This is a genomic window from Herbaspirillum sp. meg3, from assembly GCF_002257565.1.
Lineage (GTDB): Bacteria > Pseudomonadota > Gammaproteobacteria > Burkholderiales > Burkholderiaceae_D > Herbaspirillum.
Map to the genome: position 1 here is coordinate 783,415 of NZ_CP022736.1, position 22,401 is coordinate 805,815.

At 58.9% G+C, this 22,401-nt stretch carries 20 protein-coding genes; 12 read left to right on the forward strand and 8 right to left on the reverse strand.

The window, feature by feature from the left end; all coding sequences use genetic code 11:
* Window positions 1–32 precede the first annotated feature (32 nt).
* Complete coding sequence (locus hmeg3_RS03645; RefSeq protein WP_094562527.1) at window positions 33–1,427, reverse strand: PLP-dependent aminotransferase family protein; 1,395 nt, start codon at window positions 1,425–1,427, stop codon at window positions 33–35.
* A 428-nt stretch (window positions 1,428–1,855) separates the two neighbouring features.
* Between hmeg3_RS03645 and hmeg3_RS03650 the strand changes: the two genes are divergently transcribed.
* From hmeg3_RS03650 to hmeg3_RS03685, 8 genes are read left to right on the forward strand one after another with little or no spacing between them, the layout of a single operon-like run.
* The gene (locus hmeg3_RS03650) at window positions 1,856–2,338 is read left to right on the forward strand and encodes an MSMEG_0572/Sll0783 family nitrogen starvation response protein (protein ID WP_094562528.1); all 483 of its coding nucleotides are present in this window, start codon (window positions 1,856–1,858) and stop codon (window positions 2,336–2,338) included.
* A 16-nt stretch (window positions 2,339–2,354) separates the two neighbouring features.
* A complete protein-coding gene (locus hmeg3_RS03655; RefSeq protein WP_094562529.1) occupies window positions 2,355–3,440 on the forward strand; it encodes a Nit6803 family nitrilase in 1,086 nt (361 codons plus the stop codon).
* Window positions 3,361–4,485: an MSMEG_0568 family radical SAM protein gene (locus hmeg3_RS03660; protein WP_198361780.1), complete on the forward strand. Its 1,125-nt coding sequence runs from the start codon at window positions 3,361–3,363 to the stop codon at window positions 4,483–4,485. Before hmeg3_RS03655 ends, hmeg3_RS03660 begins: the two co-directional genes overlap by 80 nt.
* Window positions 4,482–5,066: an MSMEG_0567/Sll0786 family nitrogen starvation N-acetyltransferase gene (locus hmeg3_RS03665; protein ID WP_198361781.1), complete on the forward strand. Its 585-nt coding sequence runs from the start codon at window positions 4,482–4,484 to the stop codon at window positions 5,064–5,066. Before hmeg3_RS03660 ends, hmeg3_RS03665 begins: the two co-directional genes overlap by 4 nt.
* The gene (locus tag hmeg3_RS03670; protein ID WP_094562530.1) at window positions 5,063–6,088 is read left to right on the forward strand and encodes a sll0787 family AIR synthase-like protein; all 1,026 of its coding nucleotides are present in this window, start codon (window positions 5,063–5,065) and stop codon (window positions 6,086–6,088) included. The genes hmeg3_RS03665 and hmeg3_RS03670 overlap by 4 nt, the downstream gene beginning before the upstream one ends.
* Window position 6,089: 1 nt before the next feature.
* Window positions 6,090–7,313: an MSMEG_0565 family glycosyltransferase gene (locus hmeg3_RS03675; RefSeq protein ID WP_198361782.1), complete on the forward strand. Its 1,224-nt coding sequence runs from the start codon at window positions 6,090–6,092 to the stop codon at window positions 7,311–7,313.
* On the forward strand, window positions 7,306–7,593 hold the full coding sequence (locus hmeg3_RS03680; protein WP_094562531.1) for an MSMEG_0570 family nitrogen starvation response protein: 288 nt from the start codon (window positions 7,306–7,308) through the stop codon (window positions 7,591–7,593). The genes hmeg3_RS03675 and hmeg3_RS03680 overlap by 8 nt, the downstream gene beginning before the upstream one ends.
* Before the next feature lie 53 nt (window positions 7,594–7,646).
* Window positions 7,647–8,936, forward strand: a complete 1,290-nt coding sequence (locus hmeg3_RS03685; protein ID WP_094562532.1) for an MSMEG_0569 family flavin-dependent oxidoreductase — start codon at window positions 7,647–7,649, stop codon at window positions 8,934–8,936.
* A 33-nt stretch (window positions 8,937–8,969) separates the two neighbouring features.
* Here the strand turns inward: hmeg3_RS03685 and hmeg3_RS03690 are convergent, their stop codons facing one another.
* On the reverse strand, window positions 8,970–9,275 hold the full coding sequence (locus hmeg3_RS03690; protein WP_094562533.1) for an alpha/beta fold hydrolase: 306 nt from the start codon (window positions 9,273–9,275) through the stop codon (window positions 8,970–8,972).
* Between the two features lie 13 nt (window positions 9,276–9,288).
* A complete protein-coding gene (locus hmeg3_RS03695; RefSeq protein ID WP_094566116.1) occupies window positions 9,289–10,209 on the reverse strand; it encodes a LysR family transcriptional regulator in 921 nt (306 codons plus the stop codon).
* A gap of 180 nt (window positions 10,210–10,389) precedes the next feature.
* On the opposite strand from hmeg3_RS03695, the gene hmeg3_RS03700 reads away from it, so the two are divergent.
* The 4 genes from hmeg3_RS03700 to hmeg3_RS03715 all read left to right on the forward strand — a co-directional run bounded on the left by hmeg3_RS03700 (window position 10,390) and on the right by hmeg3_RS03715 (window position 16,142).
* On the forward strand, window positions 10,390–11,622 hold the full coding sequence (locus hmeg3_RS03700) for an MFS transporter (protein WP_094562534.1): 1,233 nt from the start codon (window positions 10,390–10,392) through the stop codon (window positions 11,620–11,622).
* Window positions 11,623–11,648: 26 nt separating this feature from the next.
* Window positions 11,649–13,172: an amidase gene (locus tag hmeg3_RS03705; protein WP_094562535.1), complete on the forward strand. Its 1,524-nt coding sequence runs from the start codon at window positions 11,649–11,651 to the stop codon at window positions 13,170–13,172.
* 34 nt (window positions 13,173–13,206) lie between these two features.
* Window positions 13,207–14,364, forward strand: coding sequence for an FAD-binding oxidoreductase (locus hmeg3_RS03710; protein WP_094562536.1), 1,158 nt, complete (start codon window positions 13,207–13,209; stop codon window positions 14,362–14,364).
* Window positions 14,365–14,600: 236 nt separating this feature from the next.
* Complete coding sequence (locus hmeg3_RS03715; RefSeq protein ID WP_094566117.1) at window positions 14,601–16,142, forward strand: methyl-accepting chemotaxis protein; 1,542 nt, start codon at window positions 14,601–14,603, stop codon at window positions 16,140–16,142.
* Window positions 16,143–16,629: 487 nt separating this feature from the next.
* Here the strand turns inward: hmeg3_RS03715 and hmeg3_RS03720 are convergent, their stop codons facing one another.
* The 5 genes from hmeg3_RS03720 to hmeg3_RS03740 all read right to left on the reverse strand — a co-directional run bounded on the left by hmeg3_RS03720 (window position 16,630) and on the right by hmeg3_RS03740 (window position 22,376).
* Window positions 16,630–17,124 carry an Lrp/AsnC family transcriptional regulator gene (locus hmeg3_RS03720; RefSeq protein ID WP_094562537.1) on the reverse strand — a complete coding sequence of 165 codons (495 nt, stop codon included), beginning with the start codon at window positions 17,122–17,124 and terminating at the stop codon, window positions 16,630–16,632.
* Window positions 17,125–17,260: 136 nt separating this feature from the next.
* A complete protein-coding gene (locus hmeg3_RS03725) occupies window positions 17,261–18,637 on the reverse strand; it encodes an aspartate aminotransferase family protein (RefSeq protein ID WP_094566118.1) in 1,377 nt (458 codons plus the stop codon).
* Window positions 18,638–18,831: 194 nt separating this feature from the next.
* A complete protein-coding gene (locus hmeg3_RS03730; protein ID WP_094562538.1) occupies window positions 18,832–19,731 on the reverse strand; it encodes a GNAT family N-acetyltransferase in 900 nt (299 codons plus the stop codon).
* Between the two features lie 42 nt (window positions 19,732–19,773).
* Entirely contained in the window at window positions 19,774–21,255 is a 1,482-nt protein-coding gene (locus tag hmeg3_RS03735) for an NAD-dependent succinate-semialdehyde dehydrogenase (protein ID WP_094562539.1), read from the reverse strand.
* Between the two features lie 14 nt (window positions 21,256–21,269).
* A complete protein-coding gene (locus hmeg3_RS03740; RefSeq protein WP_094562540.1) occupies window positions 21,270–22,376 on the reverse strand; it encodes a tartrate dehydrogenase in 1,107 nt (368 codons plus the stop codon).
* Between the last annotated feature and the right edge of the window lie 25 nt (window positions 22,377–22,401).

Consider the following 22,401-nt stretch of genomic DNA (forward strand, 5'->3'; position numbering starts at 1 on the left):
ATCGCTGATGGGCCGTGTCCACTTGTTACTGATTAGACTACTGCCGGCTTGGCCAGCGGGGCTTCCAATAACGTATCTCTAATCAGCTCCAAGGCATGCTGAATATCCTCCCGTGTGGCTATACCTCCAATGCAAACACGTACGGCTTCCGCCGGTTCGTTCGACACCGCAAATGCGTCACTTGCCACGACTCCGATACCGGATGATTTCATCTGTGCAGCGAACGCCTTTGCCTTCCATTCTGGCGGCAAATTGATCCACAAATGAAAAGCCTCCGGCTGCGACATATAAGAGCGTTCCGGCAAAATGCGTGCGGTCATTTTCTGGCGCGCCATAGATTCTTTGCGAATGTTCGCCAGCGCCAGATCGGCTACGCCGTCGCGGATCCAGCGTGTTGCTAGCGCCGAGGTGATCGGCGATGCCATGACGGTCGTTGCGCGCAGGGAAGAGGCTAGTTTCGCCGCATACTGAGTGTCGGGAGCTGTCATGTAGGCAATGCGTAATCCGGCACCGACGCTTTTTGACAGCCCGGTAATATAGAACGTCACATCAGGGCCGACGCTGGCGATGGCAGGCGGCCCGGAGCGTGGCAGGAAGCCGTAGGCGTCGTCTTCGATGATGGCGACCTCATAGTGACGGGCGATTTCCACCAGCGCCTGGCGGCGCGACAGTGAGGTTGTGCAGGTAGTCGGGTTCAGCAAGGTCGGGTTGCAGTAAAGCGCCTTTGGCGCGTATTGCGCACAGGCACCCGCGAAAGCAACGGCATCGATGCCTTCATTGTCCATCGGCAGGCCGACCAACTTGATGCCCAATTGTCCGGCCAGCGCGCGCAGGCCTGGGTAGGTCACATCCTCGCAGCACAACACGCCTCCTGCACCGACCAGCATGGTCAGAATTGCCAGCAAGGCGCATTGCGCGCCGGGTACCACCAACACGCGCTCCGGCTCGACACTGAGACCACGCCGGCGCAACCACAGCGCACCGGCCTCGCGGTCGTCCGGCGAGCCGCCGAAATCCTGATAGCGCATCAGATCGCGCAAATGTCCGTTTACATGCGCCCAGCCGCCTTGCATCAACTCCATCAATTCCGGCGACTCGGGTTCCGGCGGCATGTTCATCGACATGTCGACGTTAGGTCGTCCCTCCGTCACGCGCGGAATTTTTGGCCGGCGTCGGCCGCAGACAAAGGTGCCACGTCCGACAACCGAATCCACCAAGCCGCGTCGATGGGCTTCGGTATAAGCGCGCGCCACCGTCGTGAAATCCAGGTCGAGCGCTTCCGCCAGTTTGCGTTGCGGCGGCAGACGTTGTTCGGCGACAAGAAGGCCGGTGGCGATGTCTTCAGCGATGGCGTTGGCAATCGAGAGGTACGCGGGGCCGCTTCCTTTCTTCAACTTCGGGGTCCAGATATGAGCTGATTTCGACATGACATGTCCTTGGAGTGTAGGCATGGGAACAACGGATTGAATGCAACTCCCGTTCCATGCATTTATGCCTGCTTTGCACCAGTTAGCCCGGTTTGACGGGCGAACGCTGCACCAATAGAAAACACGCCGCAACTTCAAAGTGCATGGATTTTTTGCGGATTGAATGGATGCATTGTATGGATTGGTTATTTCTGCTCGAAAGCCTTTTCCAGACTGGTATAGCGCGAAACCAGAAAACATGCGGAAGACGCGTTTTCAAGGCTTGATTGATTGGATTTTTTTGCAGTCAATTTGATGTCATCAGTCAATTGCATGGCACGGTGAATGCATTCAATTTGGGTGTCGCGGCGCTTCGCCGGACAGACCTGATGTTCGTTACGAGGTCTTGTTCTCAACCATTGCACAACACCATTTAAAGGAGCTTCACCATGCCAGCAGTGACCAAAGCCGCACACGCCCCCGGCGATTTTCTCGTTGACTACGAAGAGAAGGTGTTCGAAGACGTCAAAGCCCAACCAGGCGAAAAAGCACTGGTCACTTTCCATACGGTCGCCTTCGAAGGTTCCATTGGTTTCGTCAATCTGTTGCAAGCCACGCGCTTGCAGCGCAAGGGTTTTGAGACGTCGATTCTACTGTACGGCCCAGGCGTTACGCTGGGTGTTCAGCGCGGCTTCCCGACGCTGGGCGACGAAGCATTTCCGGGTCACCAGAACTTCAACAAGCAGATCGTCAAGTTCATGGAAGAGGGCGGCAAGGTCTACGCCTGCCGCTTTGCATTGCAAGCGCTGTACGGTCACGGCGAGCCGTCGCTGATCCCCGGCATTCGTCCGATCAATCCGCTTGATGTGCTTGACCTGACGCTGCTGCATCGCCGCGACAACGCTTTCATTCTCGATACCTGGACGCTGTAGTCGGATAGGGGCGGACATGACATTCAAAAAGAAAACAGTACGGGCAGCTGCGGTGCAGATTGCCCCCGACCTGCAGAGCGCAACCGGCACGCTGGACAAGGTATGCCAGGCGATCGCCGACGCCGCAGCGGGAGGCGCCGACATGGTGGTGTTTCCGGAAACCTTTGTTCCCTACTACCCGTACTTCTCCTTCGTCAGACCGCCCTTTGCTTCCGGCCCGGAACATCTGCTGCTGTACGAACGCGCCGTGGTGGTGCCGGGGCCGGTTACCCATGCCGTCGCCGCGGAGGCGCGCAGCCATGGCGTGGTGGTGGTGCTGGGTGTCAATGAGCGCGATAACGGCACGCTGTACAACACGCAGTTGGTGTTCGACGCCAACGGCGAGCTGGTGCTCAAGCGCCGCAAGATTACGCCGACCTATCACGAACGCATGATCTGGGGACAGGGCGACGGCAGCGGCCTGAAGGTGGTCGACACAGCAGTCGGGAGGTTGGGGGCTCTGGCCTGCTGGGAGCACTACAACCCGCTGGCGCGCTATGCCCTGATGGCGCAGCACGAAGAGATTCACTGCGCACAGTTTCCCGGGTCGATGGTGGGGCAAATCTTTGCAGATCAAATGGAAGTCACCATCCGCCACCATGCGCTGGAGGCCGGCTGCTTTGTCGTCAACGCAACCGGCTGGCTGACAGATGAGCAGATCGCTTCGATCACGCCGGATGCGTCCGTGCAGAAGGCATTGCGCGGCGGCTGCTGCACGGCGATCGTCTCGCCGGAAGGCAAGCTGCTGGCCGAGCCGCTGCGCAGTGGTGAAGGCATTCTGTTCGCCGATCTCGACATGGAGCTGATCACCAAACGCAAACGCATGATGGATTCGGTCGGCCACTATGCCCGCCCTGAACTGCTGCATTTGGTGATCGACGATCGCGAAGCCAGACCGGCTTCCACCTTGTTTGCACCAACGCCTCAGGATGCTCCGGGGCCATCTCTTTTCAACACCACTTCCAATCTTGCGAGGGCCTATCATGCAGACAACTCCAGCACCGAATCCGCGTTTGAACACGGAACTGATCACGGAACTGCAATCCTTCGGACTGCGTCTTAGCGACCCCAACGCCGGCGCAGCCAGCCGTCGCGGCGGCGCAGGGCCTTCCGATCACAAAGCCGTCACGGTGGACGGCCACACGGTCATGATTCCGGTGCATACCGCCAGCTCGTGGTCGTCGCCGTATGTGGCCACTCCACCGGGCAGCGATGGCACCAGCCGGATCACACGCGATGGCGTCGAGATTGGTGTGATCTCGTTTCCGCGCCAACCGCGTTTCTACAAGATGCAGACCCTCGACGGCGTGGCTTACAACAAGATCGCCACGCTGCATGGTTCTGACGTGCTGGCGACCACCATTCTGCAAAGCTGCATCCGGTACGAGAGCCGCAAAAAGTCGTGCCAGTTCTGCGCTATCGGCCAGTCGCTTGCGGCCGGACGCACCATCTTGCGCAAGACGCCTGAACAGCTTGCGGAAGTGGCCCGTGCTGCAGTGTTGCTGGACAAGGTCAAGCACATGGTCATGACCACCGGCACGCCCAATGCGACGGACCGCGGGGCCCAGATTTTGTGCGAAAGCGCTTTTGCGGTGAAGTCAGCCGTCAATCTGCCGATTCAGGGACAGTGTGAGCCGCCGGACGATGACGCCTGGTTTCGCCGTATGCACGACGCCGGCATCGATACGCTGGGCATGCACCTGGAAGCGGTGACGCCGGAAGTGCGCTCGCGCATCATGCCGGGCAAGGCAACTGTCCCGGTAGAGCGCTATTTCTCCGCCTTCGAGGCTGCCGTGCGCGTCTTCGGACATGGCCAGGTCAGCACCTACATCCTGGCCGGCCTCGGCGATACCCAGGAAGCCATCCTCAGCACCAGCAGCAAGCTGATCGACATGGGCGTCTATCCGTTTGTGGTGCCGTTCGTACCGATCACCGGCACGCCGCTGGAAGACCATCCGGCGCCGGCTGCATCCTACATGCGCGATCTGCTCACGCCCTTGTCGGCGATGTTGGAAGCAGGTGGCTTGCGTTCGGGCGACATCAAGGCCGGTTGCGGCAAATGCGGTGCCTGCTCATCGTTGTCCACCTACGAGAAGAAGACATCATGAACGACATCGCCGACAAAATCTCGCTGGTCGTTCAAGACGCGCCGGCCAGGATCGCCATCGCACAACAGGTGCGTATCAAACTTGCGCTGACGCCGTGGGAACGCGAGGAGACCCGGCGTCTGCGGCGCGACGTGTTTTGCACGGAGCAGGGCATCTTTCGTGACGATGACGCCGATGCGATTGACGCCGTCGCCATGCCTATCGTGGCTTTGCTGGAAGACGGCGACGGCAGTCGCGAGGCGGTCGGCACGGTGCGCATCCATGAACCGTCGCCGGGGGTCTGGCATGGCTCGCGCCTGGCGGTGGCCCAGCATGCGCGACGCATCGGCTCGGTCGGCAGCGGCCTGATCCGGCTGGCGGTGAGTACGGCGCATGCGCACGGCTGCCAGACTTTCCTGGCGCAGGTACAAAGCCAGAACGTGCCGCTGTTCCGGCACCTGCATTGGCACAGCTTGTCGGAGCTGGACATCCATGGCCGTGCGCATCACCTGATGCAGGCCGATCTGGATTTCTATCCGCCCATCAGCGACGGTGACGTCGGTTTCGTGCTCGCTCGTCACAGCGCCAGAGGTGAATCATGAATAGCGAAAAAACAGCATCTGCGGCGGCCTCAGAATCACATGGCCTGCACCAGCTGGCGCAGACGCTGCGCAGCTCGCGAGGCATTGCGCATAAGAAAGACATTTGCGAAGTCATGCAAGCGGTCCATCCAGGTCTGCCGATCCAGGTCGACGGCCAGACCATCGCCATCGGCGACGATTGCGCAGCCATTCCTGATGGCGACGGCTACCTGTTGTTCGCCATCGAAGGTTTCATCAATGAATTCGTCGAGCAGCAACCGTGGTTTGCCGGTTACTGCGGCGTGATGGTCAACGTCAGCGACATCTACGCCATGGGCGGCCGGCCGGTGGCGGTGGTCGATGCCTTATGGAGCCGCGGCGGCGACGCTGCGCAGCCGGTGCTCGACGGTTTGGTCAAGGCGGCCGAAGTCTATGGCGTGCCGCTGGTCGGAGGTCACAGCAATCGTCGCAATGACAGGGAGCAACTATCCGTCGCCATCGTCGGCCGCGCACGCCGCCTGCTCACCAGCTTTGACGCGAAGCCGGGCGATCACCTGGTGGCGGCAATCGATCTGCGCGGCCGTTTCGAAGAACCCTATGCCTATTGGAACGCCAGCACCGGCGCCGCAGCGGAACGCCTGCGCGGCGATCTGGAAATCCTGCCGTCGCTGGCCGAAGACGGTCTCTCGGCGGCAGGAAAAGACATCAGCATGGCCGGCATCATTGGCACCGCCCTGATGCTGCTGGAATGCTCGGGCGTGGGCGCAACGATTGATCTTGATGCGATTCCGCAGCCGCCGGACGTCGACTTCGCCCGCTGGCTGAGCGCCTTTCCCAGCTACGGTTTTCTGTTGAGCGTCAGTGACGATGCCTTGGCCGAAGTGTTGCGCCGTTTTGCCGAGCGCGACATCGCCTGCGCCTCCATTGGCCGTATCGACGGCACGCGCGAGGTGCATCTGCAGAGCCATGGACAGACTGTCCCGTTCTGGGATCTGAATCAGGAAGCGCTGATCGGCTGCGGTCCGGCGACCGAAGGAGCATGACATGCGCGACGCTATTTCTTCCTTCGATGCGACTTTGCCATTGTTGAACATCGCCATGCTCACGCATTCTGTCAATCCACGCGGTGGCGTGGTGCATGCGCTGCAACTGAGTGAGAGTCTGCAGGATGCGGGCCACGCCGTCACCCTCTTTGCTCCCGATCCTCAGCAAAAGGGCTTGTTCCGCGCGCCGCGTTGCGAGTTTGTCTCCGTGCCGGGCGCCGTCGTGCGAACAGGCACGGCATCCGTCGATACGGTCGCCATGGTGCACGGACGCATCGAAGACTATATCGACTATTTTTCTCAGCCCGGCGTACCACAATACGATCTTTATCATGCACAGGATTCCATCAGCGCCAACGCGCTTGCAACCTTGACCGAGCGGGGCATCATCAACGGTTTCGTGCGCACGGTGCATCATCTCGATCAGTTCGACGATCCGCAACTGCATGCATGGCAGGAGCGGGGATTCCGTCAGGCCGCCCAGTTGCTGTGCGTTAGCAAACTGTGGAAAGACAAATTGCGCAACGAGCACGGCATCACCGCTGAAGTGGTCGGCAATGGCGTCGATCTGCAGCGCTATCAACCGCAGGCTGCAGCGCGCGATGCAACGCTGGCGCAGGAGCTTGGGCTGACCGGCTCGCCGGTTTTTCTGGCGGTAGGCGGCGTGGAACCGCGCAAAAATACATGCGGCATCCTGCAGGCTTTCTTGCGCTTTCGTCGCACGCATCCGCGGGCGCAACTGGTGATTGCGGGCGGCACCAGCCTGCTTGATCATCGCGACTATCAGCAGGCGTTCAACGCATTGCTGCGCGATCACCAGATCAGTCCCGGCCTCGGCGAAGCCGTGGTGATCCTCGGGCAGGTCGCCGACGCGGACATGCCGTCGCTGTTTCGTTGCGCCGACGCGCTGCTGTTTCCTTCTCTCAAGGAAGGTTTCGGACTGGTGGTGCTGGAAGCCATGGCTTGCGGCGTGCCGGTGGTGGTCTCGCGCATCGCCCCCTTTACTGAATACCTCAAGGGCGGCAGCTGCGCCTGGGTCGAGCCGGAAGACCCGGCCTCGATTGCCGCCGGCATGGCTTACGCCTGCGATCCGGCTATCAACCCAAAATTGCGCGACGCCGGTGCCGACATCAGTCAACAATTCTCGTGGATGCAATCCGCACAACGCCATCTTTCCATCTACCGCGCCTGTCTGGCGCAATCAAAGGAGATTTCCTATGCCTGAAATGCACTTCAGCGTCCGCTGGCCCGACAACAGCGTGACGGACTGTTATTCACCGTCGCTGGTCGTCAAGGAATTTCTTGAAGTGGGACAAAGTTATCCGCTAACGGACTTCGTTCAACGCAGCGCCACCGCGCTCAACATCGGAAGCGAACGCGTCCGACAGAAATTCGGCTATGCCTGTTCTTCCGCGATGGATCAGTTGCAGCGCATCCAGGAAACCGCCAAGCGCTTCGAAGAGATCGCCGATGCGACTGTGACCGTCGAGCAATTCCGCTCCTGACGTTTGACTTCGGACCGACTGCTTATCAATTTACAGAAAGAAAAGGAAACGCCATGAACCTCGCAGCGAACAACGCCGCCGGTAATCACTATTCCGTACTCGTCATCGGCGGCGGCCAGGCCGGACTGTCGATTAGCTACTACCTCAAACAAGAAGGCATTGATCATCTGGTACTGGAAAAGAACCGCATCGGCCACGCCTGGCGCAGCGAGCGCTGGGATACCTTTTGCCTTGTGACGCCGAACTGGCAATGCACGCTGCCGGGGTTTCCTTACAACGGCGACGATCCTTACGGCTTCATGAAGAAAGATGAAATCGTCAGCTACATCGATCAGTTCGCAGCCAGTTTCGAGCCGCCGGTCGAGGAAGGCGTGGCGGTAACCGGCCTGCATCGCAACAGCGACGGCGTCTATGTCGTGCAAACCAGCAAAGGCGTCTATACCGCGGAGCAAGTGGTGGTTGCCGTCGGCGGCTATCACCTGCCTATCGTGCCGCGTGTAGCGGAGAAGCTGGCGCCGCATATCTTGCAGATTCATTCCAGCGAATACCTCAATCCCGAATCCCTGCCCGACGGTGAAGTGCTGGTGGTCGGCACCGGACAGTCAGGCTGTCAGATTGCGGAAGACCTGCATCTGGCGGGCCGCCGTGTACACCTGTGCGTTGGCGATGCACCGCGTGTGGCACGCACGTATCGCGGCAAGGACGTCGTTGAATGGCTCGACAAGATGAGGTACTACGACCTGCCGGTCGATAAGCATCCACTCGGCACCGGTGTGCGTGAAAAGACCAATCACTACGTCACCGGACGCGATGGTGGACGCGACATCGACCTGCGCAAATTTGCGCTGGAGGGCATGCAGCTGTACGGCCGCTTCGAAGGACTGGACGACGGCGTGGCATCGTTTGGCGCGGGGCTGGCCGGCTATCTGGACGGTGCCGATGCAGTCTCCGAGAGCATCAAGGACAGTATCGACAAGTTCATCGCCGCTAACAATATCGACGCTCCGGGCGAAGCACGCTATGTGCCGGTGTGGCAGCCACCGGCCGATATTCCGGAGCACCTCGATCTGCAAAAGAACAATGTTGTCGCAGTGGTTTGGTGCGTCGGTTTCCGTACGGATTTCAGCTGGATCAATGAAGCGATTTTCGACGGTCGCGGCTATCCGGGCCATGATCGGGGTGTTACCGCAGCTCCCGGCTTGTACTTCCTTGGTCTGCCATGGCAATACACCTGGGGATCGGGCCGTTTCTCCGGCATCGCTCGCGATGCGGAATACCTGTCCGGACATATCGTATCGCATCGTGCCGCCAGGGCGGCTACGTCAATGTCGCAAGCAGCCTGATTGATCGCGGAGAACCGGCATGTCTGCCTATCGTCAATTGCTGAAACCGCGTGAGCAGCCAACCAGAATAGCCGCTTCTTCGCTCTCAGCCAGTTGATCCAGCACCGCAAATAAATCCTCGGTCTGGCTATAGGGCTTGTCAACCATGCTGGTCTCACCGAACCCGCGCCGGTCAAAAGCGAAGACACGATAGCTGTCGGAGAGCGTGTCAAACTGATGACGCCACATTCGACGATCTGCGACGTTAGCATGCAGGAAAACGATCGGTCGACCATTGCCGGTCCATTCAACCGCGATCTGTGCAGTACCACGGGCGACGATTTCTGTTCCGGGCTGCATCAATCTGCTCTTCTTAGAAAGTACTGTCGGTGCTCGCGCACGCAATCAATGTATTGAGAAAGACGCGGGCTGCTTGTGGCAAGGTGCGTCCCGACAGGGACTGGATTTCCATTTGAAGCGTATTCATGTCGCGGTCTCGGATCGGCAGTGCGACGAGTTGGCCATTCTGGACCATTTTGCTGATCGATAGTCCCACCGCAAAGGTCACTCCATCGCCTGCGCGGACGAATCCCAGCAAGGCGTTGATAGAGTCACTGCTCAGTGCGGCTTCCAGCAGCAAGTTCTGGCGACTGCAGCAGGCGTCAATCAGGCGCCGCATGGTGATGTTCTTTTTGGGAAGCGCGAGCGGATAACCAGCCAGTTCTGATAGCACCACTTGCTTGCGTCCAGCTAAAGGATGATGTGGATGCATCACTGCCAGAATAGGCGCGCGTTGAGCATATTCCACTCGGATATCCCGGTCGGGCGCCATAGTAAAAGTCAGGCCGATATCGACCGAGCCCTCGCGGATTGCCTGCGCCACGTCGCCAGCGGCCCCGACGGATAGCTCGAAACGGATGCCGCTATGCTGTTTGCGGAAGTGCTCAATCGCTGTCGGCAGGAAGTCCAAGGCGAATCCTTCCGTACTGGCCAGTTTCACTTCGCCGCGGCGCAAGCCCTTCAGGGCTAGCAACTCATTGCCAATACGCTCTGTTTCCAGTTGCGCCCGCAACGCGTGGGCGGCTAGCAATTCCCCGGCAGCGTTCGGCTTCATGCCGCGCGATATCCGTTCGAACAACGGTGTATCCAGCTCATCTTCGAGCCGGGAAATTTGACGACTGATGGCAGAAGAAGCCACATTCAGCGTTAACGCCGCTTCAGTGATGGAACCGCGTCGAACTACTTCAAGGAAGTAACGCACAGCCGTTTCTTGCAGGACACGAGTATTTGTCATGAAGCACATTTTAGGAGCGGTTTGCCGAATCGGCAATCAGTTATTCGAAACTTTATTCTTGTGGCAAACCAACACTGGCCGTAGGATCGATTACACAAGGCATGGCAATACTCTTGCGATCTTCTATGCAACGAAGTTATAGACGCCATAAAGTCAATTCCACCCGGAAGGAAGCTGAGCATGAAGGTAGCAACAGGAACAGGAGCATACAAATATGTAGTGCTGTCGCTGCTTTACCTGGGCTGGTGCGTGTCATATATCGACCGAGCCGCAATCACATTTGCGGCGACTTATATTGCCAGCGAATTTCAGCTCAAGCCTTCCGATCTGGGAATTTTGCTGAGCAGTTTCTTTCTTGGCTATTCTCTCTTGCAATTGCCCGGCGGCTGGCTTGCGGACCGTTTCGGATCGCGGCCGGTGATCGTCATCTCGATTCTGATGTGGTCGGTATTTACCGCCTTCACCGGCCTGGCATGGTCGATCTCCAGCTTGGTCGTCATCCGCTTCGTTTTCGGTCTTGGCGAAGGCGCGTTTCCGGCTGCCAGCGTTAAGGGCGTGGCAGAAACCTTCAATAAGGAAGAGCGTCCCAAGATGTCATCGCTGCTGATGTCATCCAACTACGTAGGCAGCATGCTGGCGCCGCTGATCATCGCGCCGATGATCATCCAATTCGGCTGGCGCAATGTGTTTCATTACATCGGCATCGCCGGCCTGGTGTTTGCGCTGCTGTATTGGTTTTTGGTGAAACCGATCAGAACAGTTAAGGGCAGTGCTATTGAAGAAATGGAAAAGAAGGCGATCAATAAAGAGACTTTTCGCACCTTATTGAAAATGCCTCTGATGTGGCAGATCGTGGCGGTCTGGTTCGGCCTGAGCATCGTCAACAAGGGATTGGACTCCTGGATGCCGACGTACCTGATGACACAGCGCGGCCTGAACCTGAAGTCGGTTGGCTTGCTACTGCCCTTGCCCTATGTGCTTGCCGGCATTGCCACGGCCATTGGCGGTTGGGTGATGATACGGTTTTTCGATGGACGCGAACGCTATCTGTTGATCGGTAGCTCAATACTGACGGCGATCTTCGTCTATTGCATGTATACCTCTAACAGTATCGCCGCGCTGATCACCTATCAGTGCATGGCGTACTTCTTTAAGTCCTTCGTGCTGGCAACTTGCATTGCGCTGCCGACCAAGATGTTGCCTGCGAACCTCATCGGCACCAGCATCGGAATGGTCAATCTGGGTGGCCAGTCAGCGGGCTTTATTTCTCCGTTAGTGATCGGTTTCCTGGTCAGTGCCTTCAGTAACTATGACTACGCGTTCAGCTTTCTGATTGCCGCAGCATGTTTCTCGGTACTTGTCAGTCTCTTCATCCGCACGATGAAATCCTCTGCCTACGCACAGCACGCGTGAGCCTGTCAGTCATCTCAAGGACCTTTATGCCGGATCCAAACATCGTAGAAGAAAGTGCAGTCCGCCTGCGTGCACTGATTGGTGCGAAGCAGCTTTCGCCCGTCGAATTATTGGACGCCTGCATCGCCCGTATCGAAGATCTCAATCCTCGTATCAACGCCGTCACGGCAACCTGCTTCGAGCGCGCCCGGCGTGAAGCTCGCCATGCAGAGCAGGCCGTCATGGAAGGCAGGCCATTGGGGCTGCTGCACGGCTTGCCGATCGGCATCAAGGATCTGGAAGAAACCGAAGGCTTGCTGACCACCTACGGCTCGGCCATATACCGCAACAATGTACCTACGCGCGACAACGTGTTGGTGGCCCGATTGCGCCGTGCGGGCGCCATCGTCACCGGCAAGACTAACGTGCCCGAAATGGGCGCAGGCGCCAACAGTCGAAATACAGTCTGGGGAGCGACCGGCAATCCATTTAATCCGCTTCTCAATGCCGGTGGTTCTTCGGGGGGCTCGGCAGCGGCGCTGGCTAGCGACCTGCTGCCACTTTGCAGCGGTTCCGATACCGGCGGGTCGTTGCGTATTCCGGCGGCCAAATGCGGTGTGGTAGGTTTTCGGCCCTCGCCAGGGCTGGTGCCGAGTGAGCGAAAACTGCTGGGCTGGACGCCGATCTCGGTCGTCGGCCCAATGGGACGCGACGTGGCAGACACCGTCTTGCAACTGCGTGCAAGCGCCGGCATGGATATTACAGACCCCCTGAGTTACCCGCTGGGAGAGGATCCCTTTGCGACCTTGCCGAATGTTGATCTGTCACAACTACGCATCGGCTACACCGACGACTTCGGCATCTGCGAAGTTGACAACGACATCCGCCAAGTCTTTCGCAACAAAATCGCCGCCATCAGCCCTCACGTGAAAGTATGTGAAGAGATTAGCGTGGAGATGGGCGAAGCCCATCGCTGCTTCGACGTGATTCGCGCAGAGAGTTTTTTTGCGGGGTTTGAAGCCGCCTATCGCCGTGATCCGTCGTCACTAGGACCCAACACGCGCGCCAACTATGAATTGGGAGCTGCCATGACGCTGGCCGACAGCGCGTGGGCACAAGGCGAACAAACGCGCATTTTCCGGCGCTTTCAAACGCTGTTCACCAAGTTTGACCTGATCTTGTCGCCGACCACGCCCGTGTCGCCTTTTCCCTGGAGCGAACTGTATCTGAAACAGATCAATGGCATAGCGCTGGAAAATTATTATCGCTGGCTGGCGTTGACCTACGTCGTGACGCTGGCGACCAATCCCTCGATCTCTCTGCCGTGCGGCCTGGATCACATGCGGATGCCATTCGGACTGCAGGTGACGGGAGCCTTTCGGGCTGATCGTCATCTACTTGGATGTGCAGCTGCACTGGAGTCTTTATTCAATAGCACCGAAGAACTACGTCGGCCGCGACCGAACTTGCAGCAGCTCCGACGTAGCAAAGTTGATTTGAAATCCATCGTGACCCATCCGCCACAGGATGTGCACGGGCAACCGGACATGGCTGTCGCCCCCGCTGTCTGAAGACGAAGCAAGGTTGCGCCAAGAGGATATTGCTATGTTAAATCACCATTCATCGTCTTCTGCTGCCGAGACATCAGTAGATTTTCTGATCGTCGGTGCCGGCATTGCCGGTGCCTCGATTGCGTACTGGCTGGCGCCGCACGGCAGTGTGATCCTGCTGGAACGGGAATCTCAGCCCGGGTATCACAGCACCGGGCGTTCCGCTGCGGCCTATATGGAAAGTTACGGTCCACCGCAAGTACGGGCGTTGACTTGCGCCAGTCGTGCATTTTTCGACCACCCTCCAGTGGGATTTTCTGAACATCCGCTGCTGACGCCACGCGGTGCAATGTTTATCGCGCGGCCGGATCAACTGGCACAACTCGATGCCCATGAAGCGCTGGTGCGTTCCGTATCAGACAAGGTGCAGCGGCTGAGCGCCGATGAGGCATGCCTGCTCGTTCCGGTCTTACGTCGCGAAGAGATCGGCGGCGCCGTATATGAAGCAGATGCATCGGACATCGACGTTCATAGTTTGCACCAAGGCTTCCTGCGCGGCGCGCGGAACTCTGGCGCACGTATCGTGTGCGACGCCGATGTGCAGGGGCTTGCATACGGAGAAGGCCGTTGGCAGATGTCAACATCGCAAGGAAAGTTCTATGCGCCAGTGGTGGTCAACGCTGCCGGTGCATGGGCCGACGTCATCGGGAAAATGGCCGGCGCCATGCCGATCGGGTTAGTACCCAAACGCCGCTCGGCATTTACCTTCGCTGTAGACGCTGCATACCGTAGCGATGCGTGGCCAATGTTCATGAGCGTCGACGAATCGTTCTATATCAAGCCTGACGCCGGTTTGTTACTGGGCTCTCCAGCCAATGCCGATCCGGTCGAGCCGCACGATGTACAGGCGGAAGAGCTGGATATAGCCATCGCCATCGACCACATTCAGACCGCCACCACGCTGTCTATCCGCAGGCCCTCGCACGTCTGGGCAGGCTTGCGTTCTTTCGTCGAGGATGGCAGTTTTGTCGGTGGGTTCGATGACCGGCTGCCAGGTTTTTTCTGGGCGGCAGGGCAAGGCGGGTACGGTATCCAGTCCGCTCCCGCCGCCGGCGAAGCTTATGCGGCATTGGCTCGGGGCTTGCCTGTGCCAGCGCATATTGCAACATTCGGCGTCAAGGCAGACGCATTGAGTTGCACTCGTCTTCGCTGAATTAAAAAAGTCCGCAGGTGCTTTGCCGTTACGGCAAATATCCCTTCGCAATATTGATATGGTGAGCATGCGCTGACACTTCTAAAATCCACCGTGAAGATAGGATGCACTCTATCGCAATGGTTTGTGTCAGACGGATGATCACCGTATTTTCCGTGGTATGCGGGGGAAGCATGCCGAATATTTCATAGAACAATAGATCGCTGCATGCAACGGTCTTGATGACGGTATACCTCATGTTGAAAAATATAAAAATTGGTCCGCGCTTAGGGGGCGGTTTTGCAGTCGTGTTGGTCTTTTCGATTCTGGTGGCGGGCATCGGCGTTTTGCGACTGAAAGCCGTGACGGAAGAGACGCGTTCCATGATGGACGAGCCGTTGCGTTCGGAACGGCTGGTTTCCGAATGGAACACGCTGTTGCTCAACGCCATTCAACGTACGACGTCAGTGGTAAAAAGCAAGGATCCGGAGTTGGATGCTTTTTTATCAAAGGAAGCAGCCCAGTCCAGTAAGGCCTCAGCTGAAACCTTGGCACAAGTAGAGAAACTACTTTCGACGGAAGAAGAACGCCAGCTTTTCAAGAACATCAATGACTACCGCAAGAAGTTCCTGATCGTCAGGGACAGTATTTACAAGCTGAAGAAGGAAGGCAAGACCGATGAGATATCAGGTATTTTCGAGTCTGAATATCTTCCGGTCGCAAAAGGGACTCAAGATGCAATGCGCAAGCTGCTCGACTTCGAGCGCGGCAGGATAGACACAATCGCACAACATGTTGAAAATACGGCTGAAAACAGTCAGAAACTGATCCTCATTCTGGAAGGCGTCATTCTCCTTGCCGGCATCTTCTTCGCCATCATGCTGACCAAGAGTATTACTCGCCCGATCGATATGGCATTGAAAATTTCCAAGCAAGTTTCTTCCGGCGACCTGACTTCGGAGGCGAAGGTCACTCGCAAGGACGAAGTCGGTGAACTTGTCATGTCGTTGCAGAGGATGAGCGAACAACTGCACGTGATTGTTTCAAACGTGCGCAACGGCGCTGACAGTATCGCCATCGCCTCGGGCGAGATTGCTTCGGGAAACCTCGATCTTTCTTCACGCACGGAAGAACAGGCCGGTGCGCTTGAAGAAACAGCCGCATCCATCGAACAACTGACGGCAAGCGTCGGCAAGAACGCCGAAAATTCCAGCAAGGCGCAGCAACTTGTCGCGTCTGCCGCCGATGTTGTTAACGAAGGCGGCGATGTCATGTCCCAGTTGATTCAAACGATGAATACAATCAACGACTCTTCTCGCAAGATTGTCGACATTATCAGCGTCATCGACAGCATTGCGTTCCAGACCAATATCCTCGCACTCAATGCAGCGGTAGAAGCTGCCCGGGCGGGGGAGCAGGGCAGAGGATTTGCTGTCGTGGCATCCGAAGTTCGCGGCTTGGCTCAGCGTTCCGCCTCTGCTGCAAAGGAAATCAAGATACTCATCAATGAGTCGGTAGACAAAGTTGCCTCCGGCAGCAGGCTGGTGGAACAGGCCGGGGCGACCATGAACAAAGTGGTGGGAAGTGTGCAGAGCGCCAACACCCTTGTCAGAGAGATCAACTCAGCCAGTCAGGAACAAGCTGCCGGCATCAAGGAAGTCAATCAGGCGATTGCGCAGATGGATGGCGTGACCCAACAGAATGCCGCGCTGGTCGAAGAAGCCGCCGCCGCTGCACATTCGCTGGAAGACCAGGCCAGGAATCTTAAGCAACTTGTCACCGTTTTCAAATTGAAGTGAGTATGGAGTTAAGCGACTGCAAGCGTAAATGAAGGCTGATATCAGCTCGAATCGTTGTGTCGGGCAGTATCAAGCCTCATGACTGAAGATACTGTGTTCCTTTGCTCGCAGAATTGATAATCATCCGGCCGTCCTCCTCCCGGTAAGCGCCGAGCGATAAAGTAACGGTGCGAACCCGACTTTATCAAGGAGAACGGCAATGCTATCTTGCGGGATATCCATCACAGCTTTTGACGAGAGCCAATGATCGGGAAGTGATGTGCTTTGGACAAGGCAGCCATATCTACGGTCGCCGGGTCAGGTTGGATTGATTGCGATATGCGTTCGAGAAGGGAGCCCTGATCCATAGCCCGTCAGGGCTGATACAGGTGGCCAAATAGGCAGAACAAGAACCTGAAGCAACTTCTCGCAGCAACGAATCGTCATTTGGAAAACACCCGCTTTACGCAAGGCCTCGCGTTGTCCAAGCCATGATCTTGGAAAAAGCTTAGGTCTGAATAAACTTCTCAAGCGGATAGTGATGCTTGATGAACGGCGACTTGATGACGATGTAGCTGAAATACTTTTCGATACGCAAGTTCTGCTCGAGCAGTGATTCAATTACGCTCTGGTAATGCACCACGCTGCGCGTCATGAACTTGAGCAGGTAGTCGTAGCCGCCGCTGACCAGATGGCATTCGATGATCTCGTCGACGTTGCGAAGGTAGGCCTCGAACTTGGCGAAGTCTTCGCGTCGGTGATCCGACAGGGTTACCTCGGTAAAGACGATCTGCACATCGGCTAGCTTTTCCAGCTTGATATAGGCGCCATAGCCGCTGATGTAGCCTGCCTTTTCCAGGCGCTTTACGCGGATCAGACAAGGGCTGGGCGACAGGCCTACGGCATCGGCCAAAATTACGTTGGTAATGCGGCTATTTTGTTGCAGGTGACACAAGATCCGCAGGTCGATCCGGTCCAGTTTTAACGCGCCGTTAGTCATCATGTTGTCTCGAGTTATTCAACTCATCCGGCCTGCCAGGCTCATCCCGAAGCTGGCAGGCCTGATGTTGCAGAGCATTTTATACTCTCCGGCCATTGTTGCCACGTCCGGCCGGTCCGCTTTACATGCGCAAACAGCCTTACTTGATGGCCTGGCGTACTTCGGGTTGTTCCAGCACTTCATCGAGCAGGGCCTTCAGGCGCGCGAACATCAGTTCGAAGTCGGCCTGAGTAAAGCACAGGGCCGGCGCGAAGCCGAGGATGTTGTCGCCAAAGGCGCGGAACACCAGACCGTGTTTGTAAGCCGCCTGGAAGATCCTGTCGTGCAGTTTCAGCCCGGGGGCGAAACGCGCCTTGCTGTCCTTGTCGGCCACCAATTCAAGCGCGCCCAGAAGGCCGCGGCTGCGGGCGTCACCCACCAGCGGATGGGAAAGCAGGGCGCGCAGCCCACCGGCGAAATGCGGTTCCATCCTTCGGCCGTTTTCCAGCAAGCCACCTTCTTCATACAGGCGCAGCACCTCTAGCGCGACGGCGGCGCTGACCGGGTGGGCGGAATACGTCTGACCATGGCCGACCACGGTGGTCAGCGGCGCCCCATCGGCGATGCCCCGATAGATGCGATCCGACATCATCACGGCGCCCATGGGCGCATAGCCGGCCGTCAGCCCCTTGGCCATGGTCATCAGATCCGGCTGCACGTCTTCATCCAGACAGGCGAACATGGGGCCGGTGCGGCCGAAACCGGTGATGACTTCGTCGACCACGAACAGAATGTCGAGCTCGTTGCAGGCCAGCTGCATGGCCTTCAACCAGCCCTTGGGCGGCACGATCACGCCGCCCGAGCCTTGGACCGGTTCGCAGAAGAAGGCCGCCACCTTGTCCGCACCCAGCTCGGCCACTTTGTTGCGCAGCGCCTGCACGGAGGCGGCGATGATGGAGGCATCGTCCGGCAGTTCGCTGCGATAGGGATAGGGCGAGGCAATGTAATGCTGGGTCGGCAGCGGCAGGTCGAAGTTGAAATGGAAGTTGGGCAGCGCCGTCAGGCCGGCGCCTACCGACGAGGAACCGTGGTAGCCGCGTTGAAGGGAGATGAAATGTTTCTTGGCCGGCTTGCCGATGGAGTTGTAGTAGTGCGTGATGTAGCGGATGGCGGCATCGACCGCATCCGAGCCGCCCAGGGTGAAATAGACATGCTTGAGCGAGGCCGGGCTGATGTCCACCAGCTTCTTGGCCAGCAGGATGGCCGGTTCGGAGGCGAAGTGGAAATAGCCGGTGGCATAGGGCAGGCGCTGCATCTGCTCGGTCGCGGCGCGGATCACGCTTTCCTGGCCGTAGCCGATGTTGACGCACCACAGGCCTGAGAAGGCGTCCAGCAACTCCTTGTCCTGATGGTCGGTCAGGTAGGCGCCGCGACCGGACTTGAGAATGATGGGGCCGAGCTCTTCGTGTTCGCGGAAGCTGGCGACGGGATGGATCAGGTGGCTGCGGTCAAGGGCAGCCAGGGTTGATGTTTGCATAGAGGCGGACTCGCTGACGATGGCGTTGAACAAGGTCGTCCGTACGGGGCGGGACAACCGGCATGGGTTCAATGCTATGCCTTGTTGATCGCGGCATCTGCGCAAGATGCGGGTTCCAAAAAGCATCTTGATGTGATTTGCGGGCGGCTATAGCATTTTCTGCGGCGCCCGCAGCGGGGGCTCGTATACACCTCTCAGCCCAGCGCCTGGTTGACGATAGAAAACAGCTGCATGCCAGGATGCTTTTGTGGCGGAGGTCCCTTGCGCATGCGGGTGACACGGTCTACGCAGGTCATTCCCAGCTTGTCGAACCAGTCCGGCAATCCGGAGGAGGCGAAGACATCGATACGGATGAAGGAATCCGAATAGGTATTGATCCAATGTGCGATCAATCCCTTGGCGCGCTCGGCGTCGGGCGCAACCACCGGACCGATCACGCGGCCATGGCCGAAGCGTCTCACCAGCGCAAAGCCCAGCATCTCGCCATCGCGATCCAGCGCTACCGCATCGGACATCTCCAGCAGCGCTACCAGCATCTTGCTGCGATCCATGCCTGTAGCTTGCGCATCCAGCGCCAGCAGGGTCGGCACATCGCTTTTGCCCATCGGTCGCACGCGCTCGCCGGGCGGCAACGATACCAGCACCGGTTGCGCCGAGGCCCCCTGGAACTGATGCAGAACATCTTCCTGCACAAAGCCCAATTGCTTGTACAAGGGCATGCCCGCCGCAGTGGCATTGACCATCAGGCTGCGGCCGTTGACTTGCTCGGCGACATGTTGCATGAGCCGTCGTCCCAGGCCGCGCCGCTGCAATTCGGCCTGCACCAGCAGCATGCCGATCACCGCGTGGGCCTGGCCGAAGCAGGTGCAGACGACAGAACCGACCGCCCGCAGCGGGGCATCCGGCTCCTGATTTTCCAACAGATAACCCTGGCCCATCTGCAACAGGAAGTTCCAGTCTTCCAGCCGGTGCGGCCACTTGAACTGCAGCGAGAGCCGGTGGCAGGCTCCCAGGTCATCCTGTTCCATGGGCCTGAGCATCAGCGCCGGCATCGGCGTTGGTGCGGATGATGATGAGGGCGACGGCGCTGGCATGATGGCTCCTGTTCGGTTCTTTCCGTGTGATGTCGGACTGCGTCAGAGCTGGCCCTGGCAGACGTACTTGGTGTGCAGATAATCGTCCAGGCCATGCACCGAACCTTCGCGGCCATAGCCCGATTCCTTGACGCCGCCGAAGGGAGCGGCCTCCGCCGCCAGTGCGCCTTCGTTGACGCCGACGATGCCGCTTTCCAGCGCATCGGTGACGCGGTGGACGCGGCGCATATCGGTTGAATAAAAGTACGCGGCCAGTCCGAACGGTGTGGCATTTGCCGCCGCGATCACTTCTTCTTCGGTGGTGAAGCGAGTCACCGGTGCTACCGGTCCGAAGGTTTCCTCGCCGCTGCACAGCATGTCCGGGCCGACATTGGACAGCACGGTGGGCGCATAGTAATTGTCGCTGGCATAGCCCTCGCCCTGCAGACGCTTGCCGCCGGTGATGAGCTTCGCACCGCGCTCGACTGCATCGCGCACATGCCGTTCAATCTTGGCAATGGCGCGCGCATTGATCATCGGACCAATCTGCGAGGATGCATCGGTGGCCGGGCCGACTTTCAGGGCCGCCACGCGCGCCCCCAGCTTGGCGACGAAGGCGTCATGCACGCCGGCTTGCGCATAGATGCGATTGGGACTGACGCAGGTCTGGCCGCCATTGCGGAACTTGGCCGCCATCACGCCCTCGATGGCGGCGTCCAGATCGGCGTCGTCGAAGACGATGAAGGGCGCATTACCGCCGAGTTCCAGCGACAGCTTCTTGAGCGTGTCGGCGGAGTGGCGCGCCAGATGCTTGCCCACGGCGGTCGAGCCGGTGAAGCTGATCTTGCGCACGCGGCTGTCCGACAGCCAGACATCGACCACCTCCGGCGTGCGTTCACGCGAGGCGGTGACGATGTTGATGACGCCCGCGGGCACACCCGCCTCCTGCGCCAGGCGCACCAGCGCCAGCGAGGTCAACGGGGTGTCTTCGGCCGGCTTGCACACTACGGTGCAGCCGGCGGCCAGCGCCGGCGCGATCTTGCGTGCGATCATCGCCGCCGGGAAATTCCACGGGGTGATAGCGGCCACCACACCGACCGGTTCCTTCAGCGCCATCATCCGGCGACCGGTGACCGGGGCCGGGATGATGTCGCCGTTGGCGCGCGTGGCTTCCTCGGCAAACCATTCGACATAGCTGGCGGCATAGGCGACTTCGCCCTTGCCCTCGGCCAGCGGCTTGCCTTGTTCGCGCGAGATCAGCCGCCCCAGGTCATCCTGGTGCGCGATGAGCAGGTCGTTCCAGCGCTTGAGAATGCCGGCGCGCTGCTTGGCCGGCGTGGCGCGCCAGGACGGGAAGGCGGCAGCAGCCGCATCAACGGCGGCACGCGCGTCGGCAGCGTTGCCGTCGGGTACCGTGGCAAACACCTGGTCAGTGGCAGGATCGCTGACTTCCAGGCGGCGGCGATCGCTGGCTTCAGTCCATGCGGCGCCGATCAGTTGCGCGCCGGGCATCAGATGGGGATGTTGCAGTTCCAGGATGGTCATGGCAAAGGTAAATGTCAAAGTGAGAGGTGGTTTGCGCCTTTGGCGACATGGCGGGCAATAGCTTCACCCAGTTCGGTGGTCGACGCGTCGCCGCCGAGATCCGGCGTGAGCGGGCCGCTCCTGAGAACGTCTTCGATCGCAGCGACAATGGCGTCATGGGCGGCGCGGCCGGCGCCCTGGCCTGCCGTAAGGAAGTCCAGCATGAGAGCACCGGACCAGATCATGGCGATGGGATTGGCGATGTTCTTGCCATAGATGTCAGGCGCCGATCCGTGCACCGGCTCGAACAGGGACGGGAAGCGGCGATCCGGGTTGAGGTTGGCCGAGGGCGCCAAACCGATGGTGCCGGTGGTGGCCGGCCCCAGGTCGGACAGGATGTCGCCGAACAGATTGGAGGCGACCACCACATCGAAACGCGTCGGCTGCAGCACGAAGCGCGCCGACAGGATGTCGATATGCTGCTTGTCCATCGTCACTTCAGGATAGCCGGCGGACACGGCATCGGCGCGGCCATCCCACCACGGCATACTGATGGCGATGCCGTTGGACTTGGTGGCCACCGTCAGGTGTTTGCGCGGGCGGCTGTTGGCCAGCTCGAATGCATATTTCAATACCCGGTCGGTGCCGAAGCGGGAGAACACCGATTCCTGGATCACGATTTCGCGCTCTGTGCCGGCGTACATGGTGCCGCCCAGCGAGGTGTATTCGCCTTCGGTATTTTCGCGCACCACGTAGTAGTCGATGTCGCCCGGCTTGCGATTAGCCAGCGGGCAAGGCACGCCTTCGAACAGGCGCACCGGGCGCAGGTTGATGTACTGGTCGAATTCGCGGCGGAACTTCAACAGCGAGCCCCAGAGCGAGACATGGTCAGGCACCGTGGCTGGCCAGCCTACCGCACCGAAGTAAATGGCGTCGCAGCCGGCGAGCTGATCCTTCCAGTCATCCGGCATCATCTGGCCATGGGTGGCGTAATAGTCGCAGCTGGCCCAGTCGACTACCTTCAATTCCAGCTGGATATCGAAGCGCTTCGCGGCGGCCTGTACGACTCTCAGGCCCTCCGGCATGACTTCCTTACCGATGCCGTCGCCGGCGATTAATGCGATGGAAAAACTGTTTTTCATGGCAGCGTCTCGAATTCAATTAACT

What these genes read in the sequence shown, in the direction of transcription:
- hmeg3_RS03645 (WP_094562527.1), bottom strand. Translation starts at nt 1,427, where the DNA reads ATGTCGAAATCAGCTCATATCTGGACCCCGAAGTTGAAGAAAGGAAGC.
- hmeg3_RS03650 (WP_094562528.1), top strand. Translation starts at nt 1,856, where the DNA reads ATGCCAGCAGTGACCAAAGCCGCACACGCCCCCGGCGATTTTCTCGTT.
- hmeg3_RS03655 (WP_094562529.1), top strand. Translation starts at nt 2,355, where the DNA reads ATGACATTCAAAAAGAAAACAGTACGGGCAGCTGCGGTGCAGATTGCC.
- hmeg3_RS03660 (WP_198361780.1), top strand. Translation starts at nt 3,361, where the DNA reads ATGCAGACAACTCCAGCACCGAATCCGCGTTTGAACACGGAACTGATC.
- hmeg3_RS03665 (WP_198361781.1), top strand. Translation starts at nt 4,482, where the DNA reads ATGAACGACATCGCCGACAAAATCTCGCTGGTCGTTCAAGACGCGCCG.
- hmeg3_RS03670 (WP_094562530.1), top strand. Translation starts at nt 5,063, where the DNA reads ATGAATAGCGAAAAAACAGCATCTGCGGCGGCCTCAGAATCACATGGC.
- hmeg3_RS03675 (WP_198361782.1), top strand. Translation starts at nt 6,090, where the DNA reads ATGCGCGACGCTATTTCTTCCTTCGATGCGACTTTGCCATTGTTGAAC.
- hmeg3_RS03680 (WP_094562531.1), top strand. Translation starts at nt 7,306, where the DNA reads ATGCCTGAAATGCACTTCAGCGTCCGCTGGCCCGACAACAGCGTGACG.
- hmeg3_RS03685 (WP_094562532.1), top strand. Translation starts at nt 7,647, where the DNA reads ATGAACCTCGCAGCGAACAACGCCGCCGGTAATCACTATTCCGTACTC.
- hmeg3_RS03690 (WP_094562533.1), bottom strand. Translation starts at nt 9,275, where the DNA reads ATGCAGCCCGGAACAGAAATCGTCGCCCGTGGTACTGCACAGATCGCG.
- hmeg3_RS03695 (WP_094566116.1), bottom strand. Translation starts at nt 10,209, where the DNA reads ATGACAAATACTCGTGTCCTGCAAGAAACGGCTGTGCGTTACTTCCTT.
- hmeg3_RS03700 (WP_094562534.1), top strand. Translation starts at nt 10,390, where the DNA reads ATGAAGGTAGCAACAGGAACAGGAGCATACAAATATGTAGTGCTGTCG.
- hmeg3_RS03705 (WP_094562535.1), top strand. Translation starts at nt 11,649, where the DNA reads ATGCCGGATCCAAACATCGTAGAAGAAAGTGCAGTCCGCCTGCGTGCA.
- hmeg3_RS03710 (WP_094562536.1), top strand. Translation starts at nt 13,207, where the DNA reads ATGTTAAATCACCATTCATCGTCTTCTGCTGCCGAGACATCAGTAGAT.
- hmeg3_RS03715 (WP_094566117.1), top strand. Translation starts at nt 14,601, where the DNA reads ATGTTGAAAAATATAAAAATTGGTCCGCGCTTAGGGGGCGGTTTTGCA.
- hmeg3_RS03720 (WP_094562537.1), bottom strand. Translation starts at nt 17,124, where the DNA reads ATGATGACTAACGGCGCGTTAAAACTGGACCGGATCGACCTGCGGATC.
- hmeg3_RS03725 (WP_094566118.1), bottom strand. Translation starts at nt 18,637, where the DNA reads ATGCAAACATCAACCCTGGCTGCCCTTGACCGCAGCCACCTGATCCAT.
- hmeg3_RS03730 (WP_094562538.1), bottom strand. Translation starts at nt 19,731, where the DNA reads ATGCCAGCGCCGTCGCCCTCATCATCATCCGCACCAACGCCGATGCCG.
- hmeg3_RS03735 (WP_094562539.1), bottom strand. Translation starts at nt 21,255, where the DNA reads ATGACCATCCTGGAACTGCAACATCCCCATCTGATGCCCGGCGCGCAA.
- hmeg3_RS03740 (WP_094562540.1), bottom strand. Translation starts at nt 22,376, where the DNA reads ATGAAAAACAGTTTTTCCATCGCATTAATCGCCGGCGACGGCATCGGT.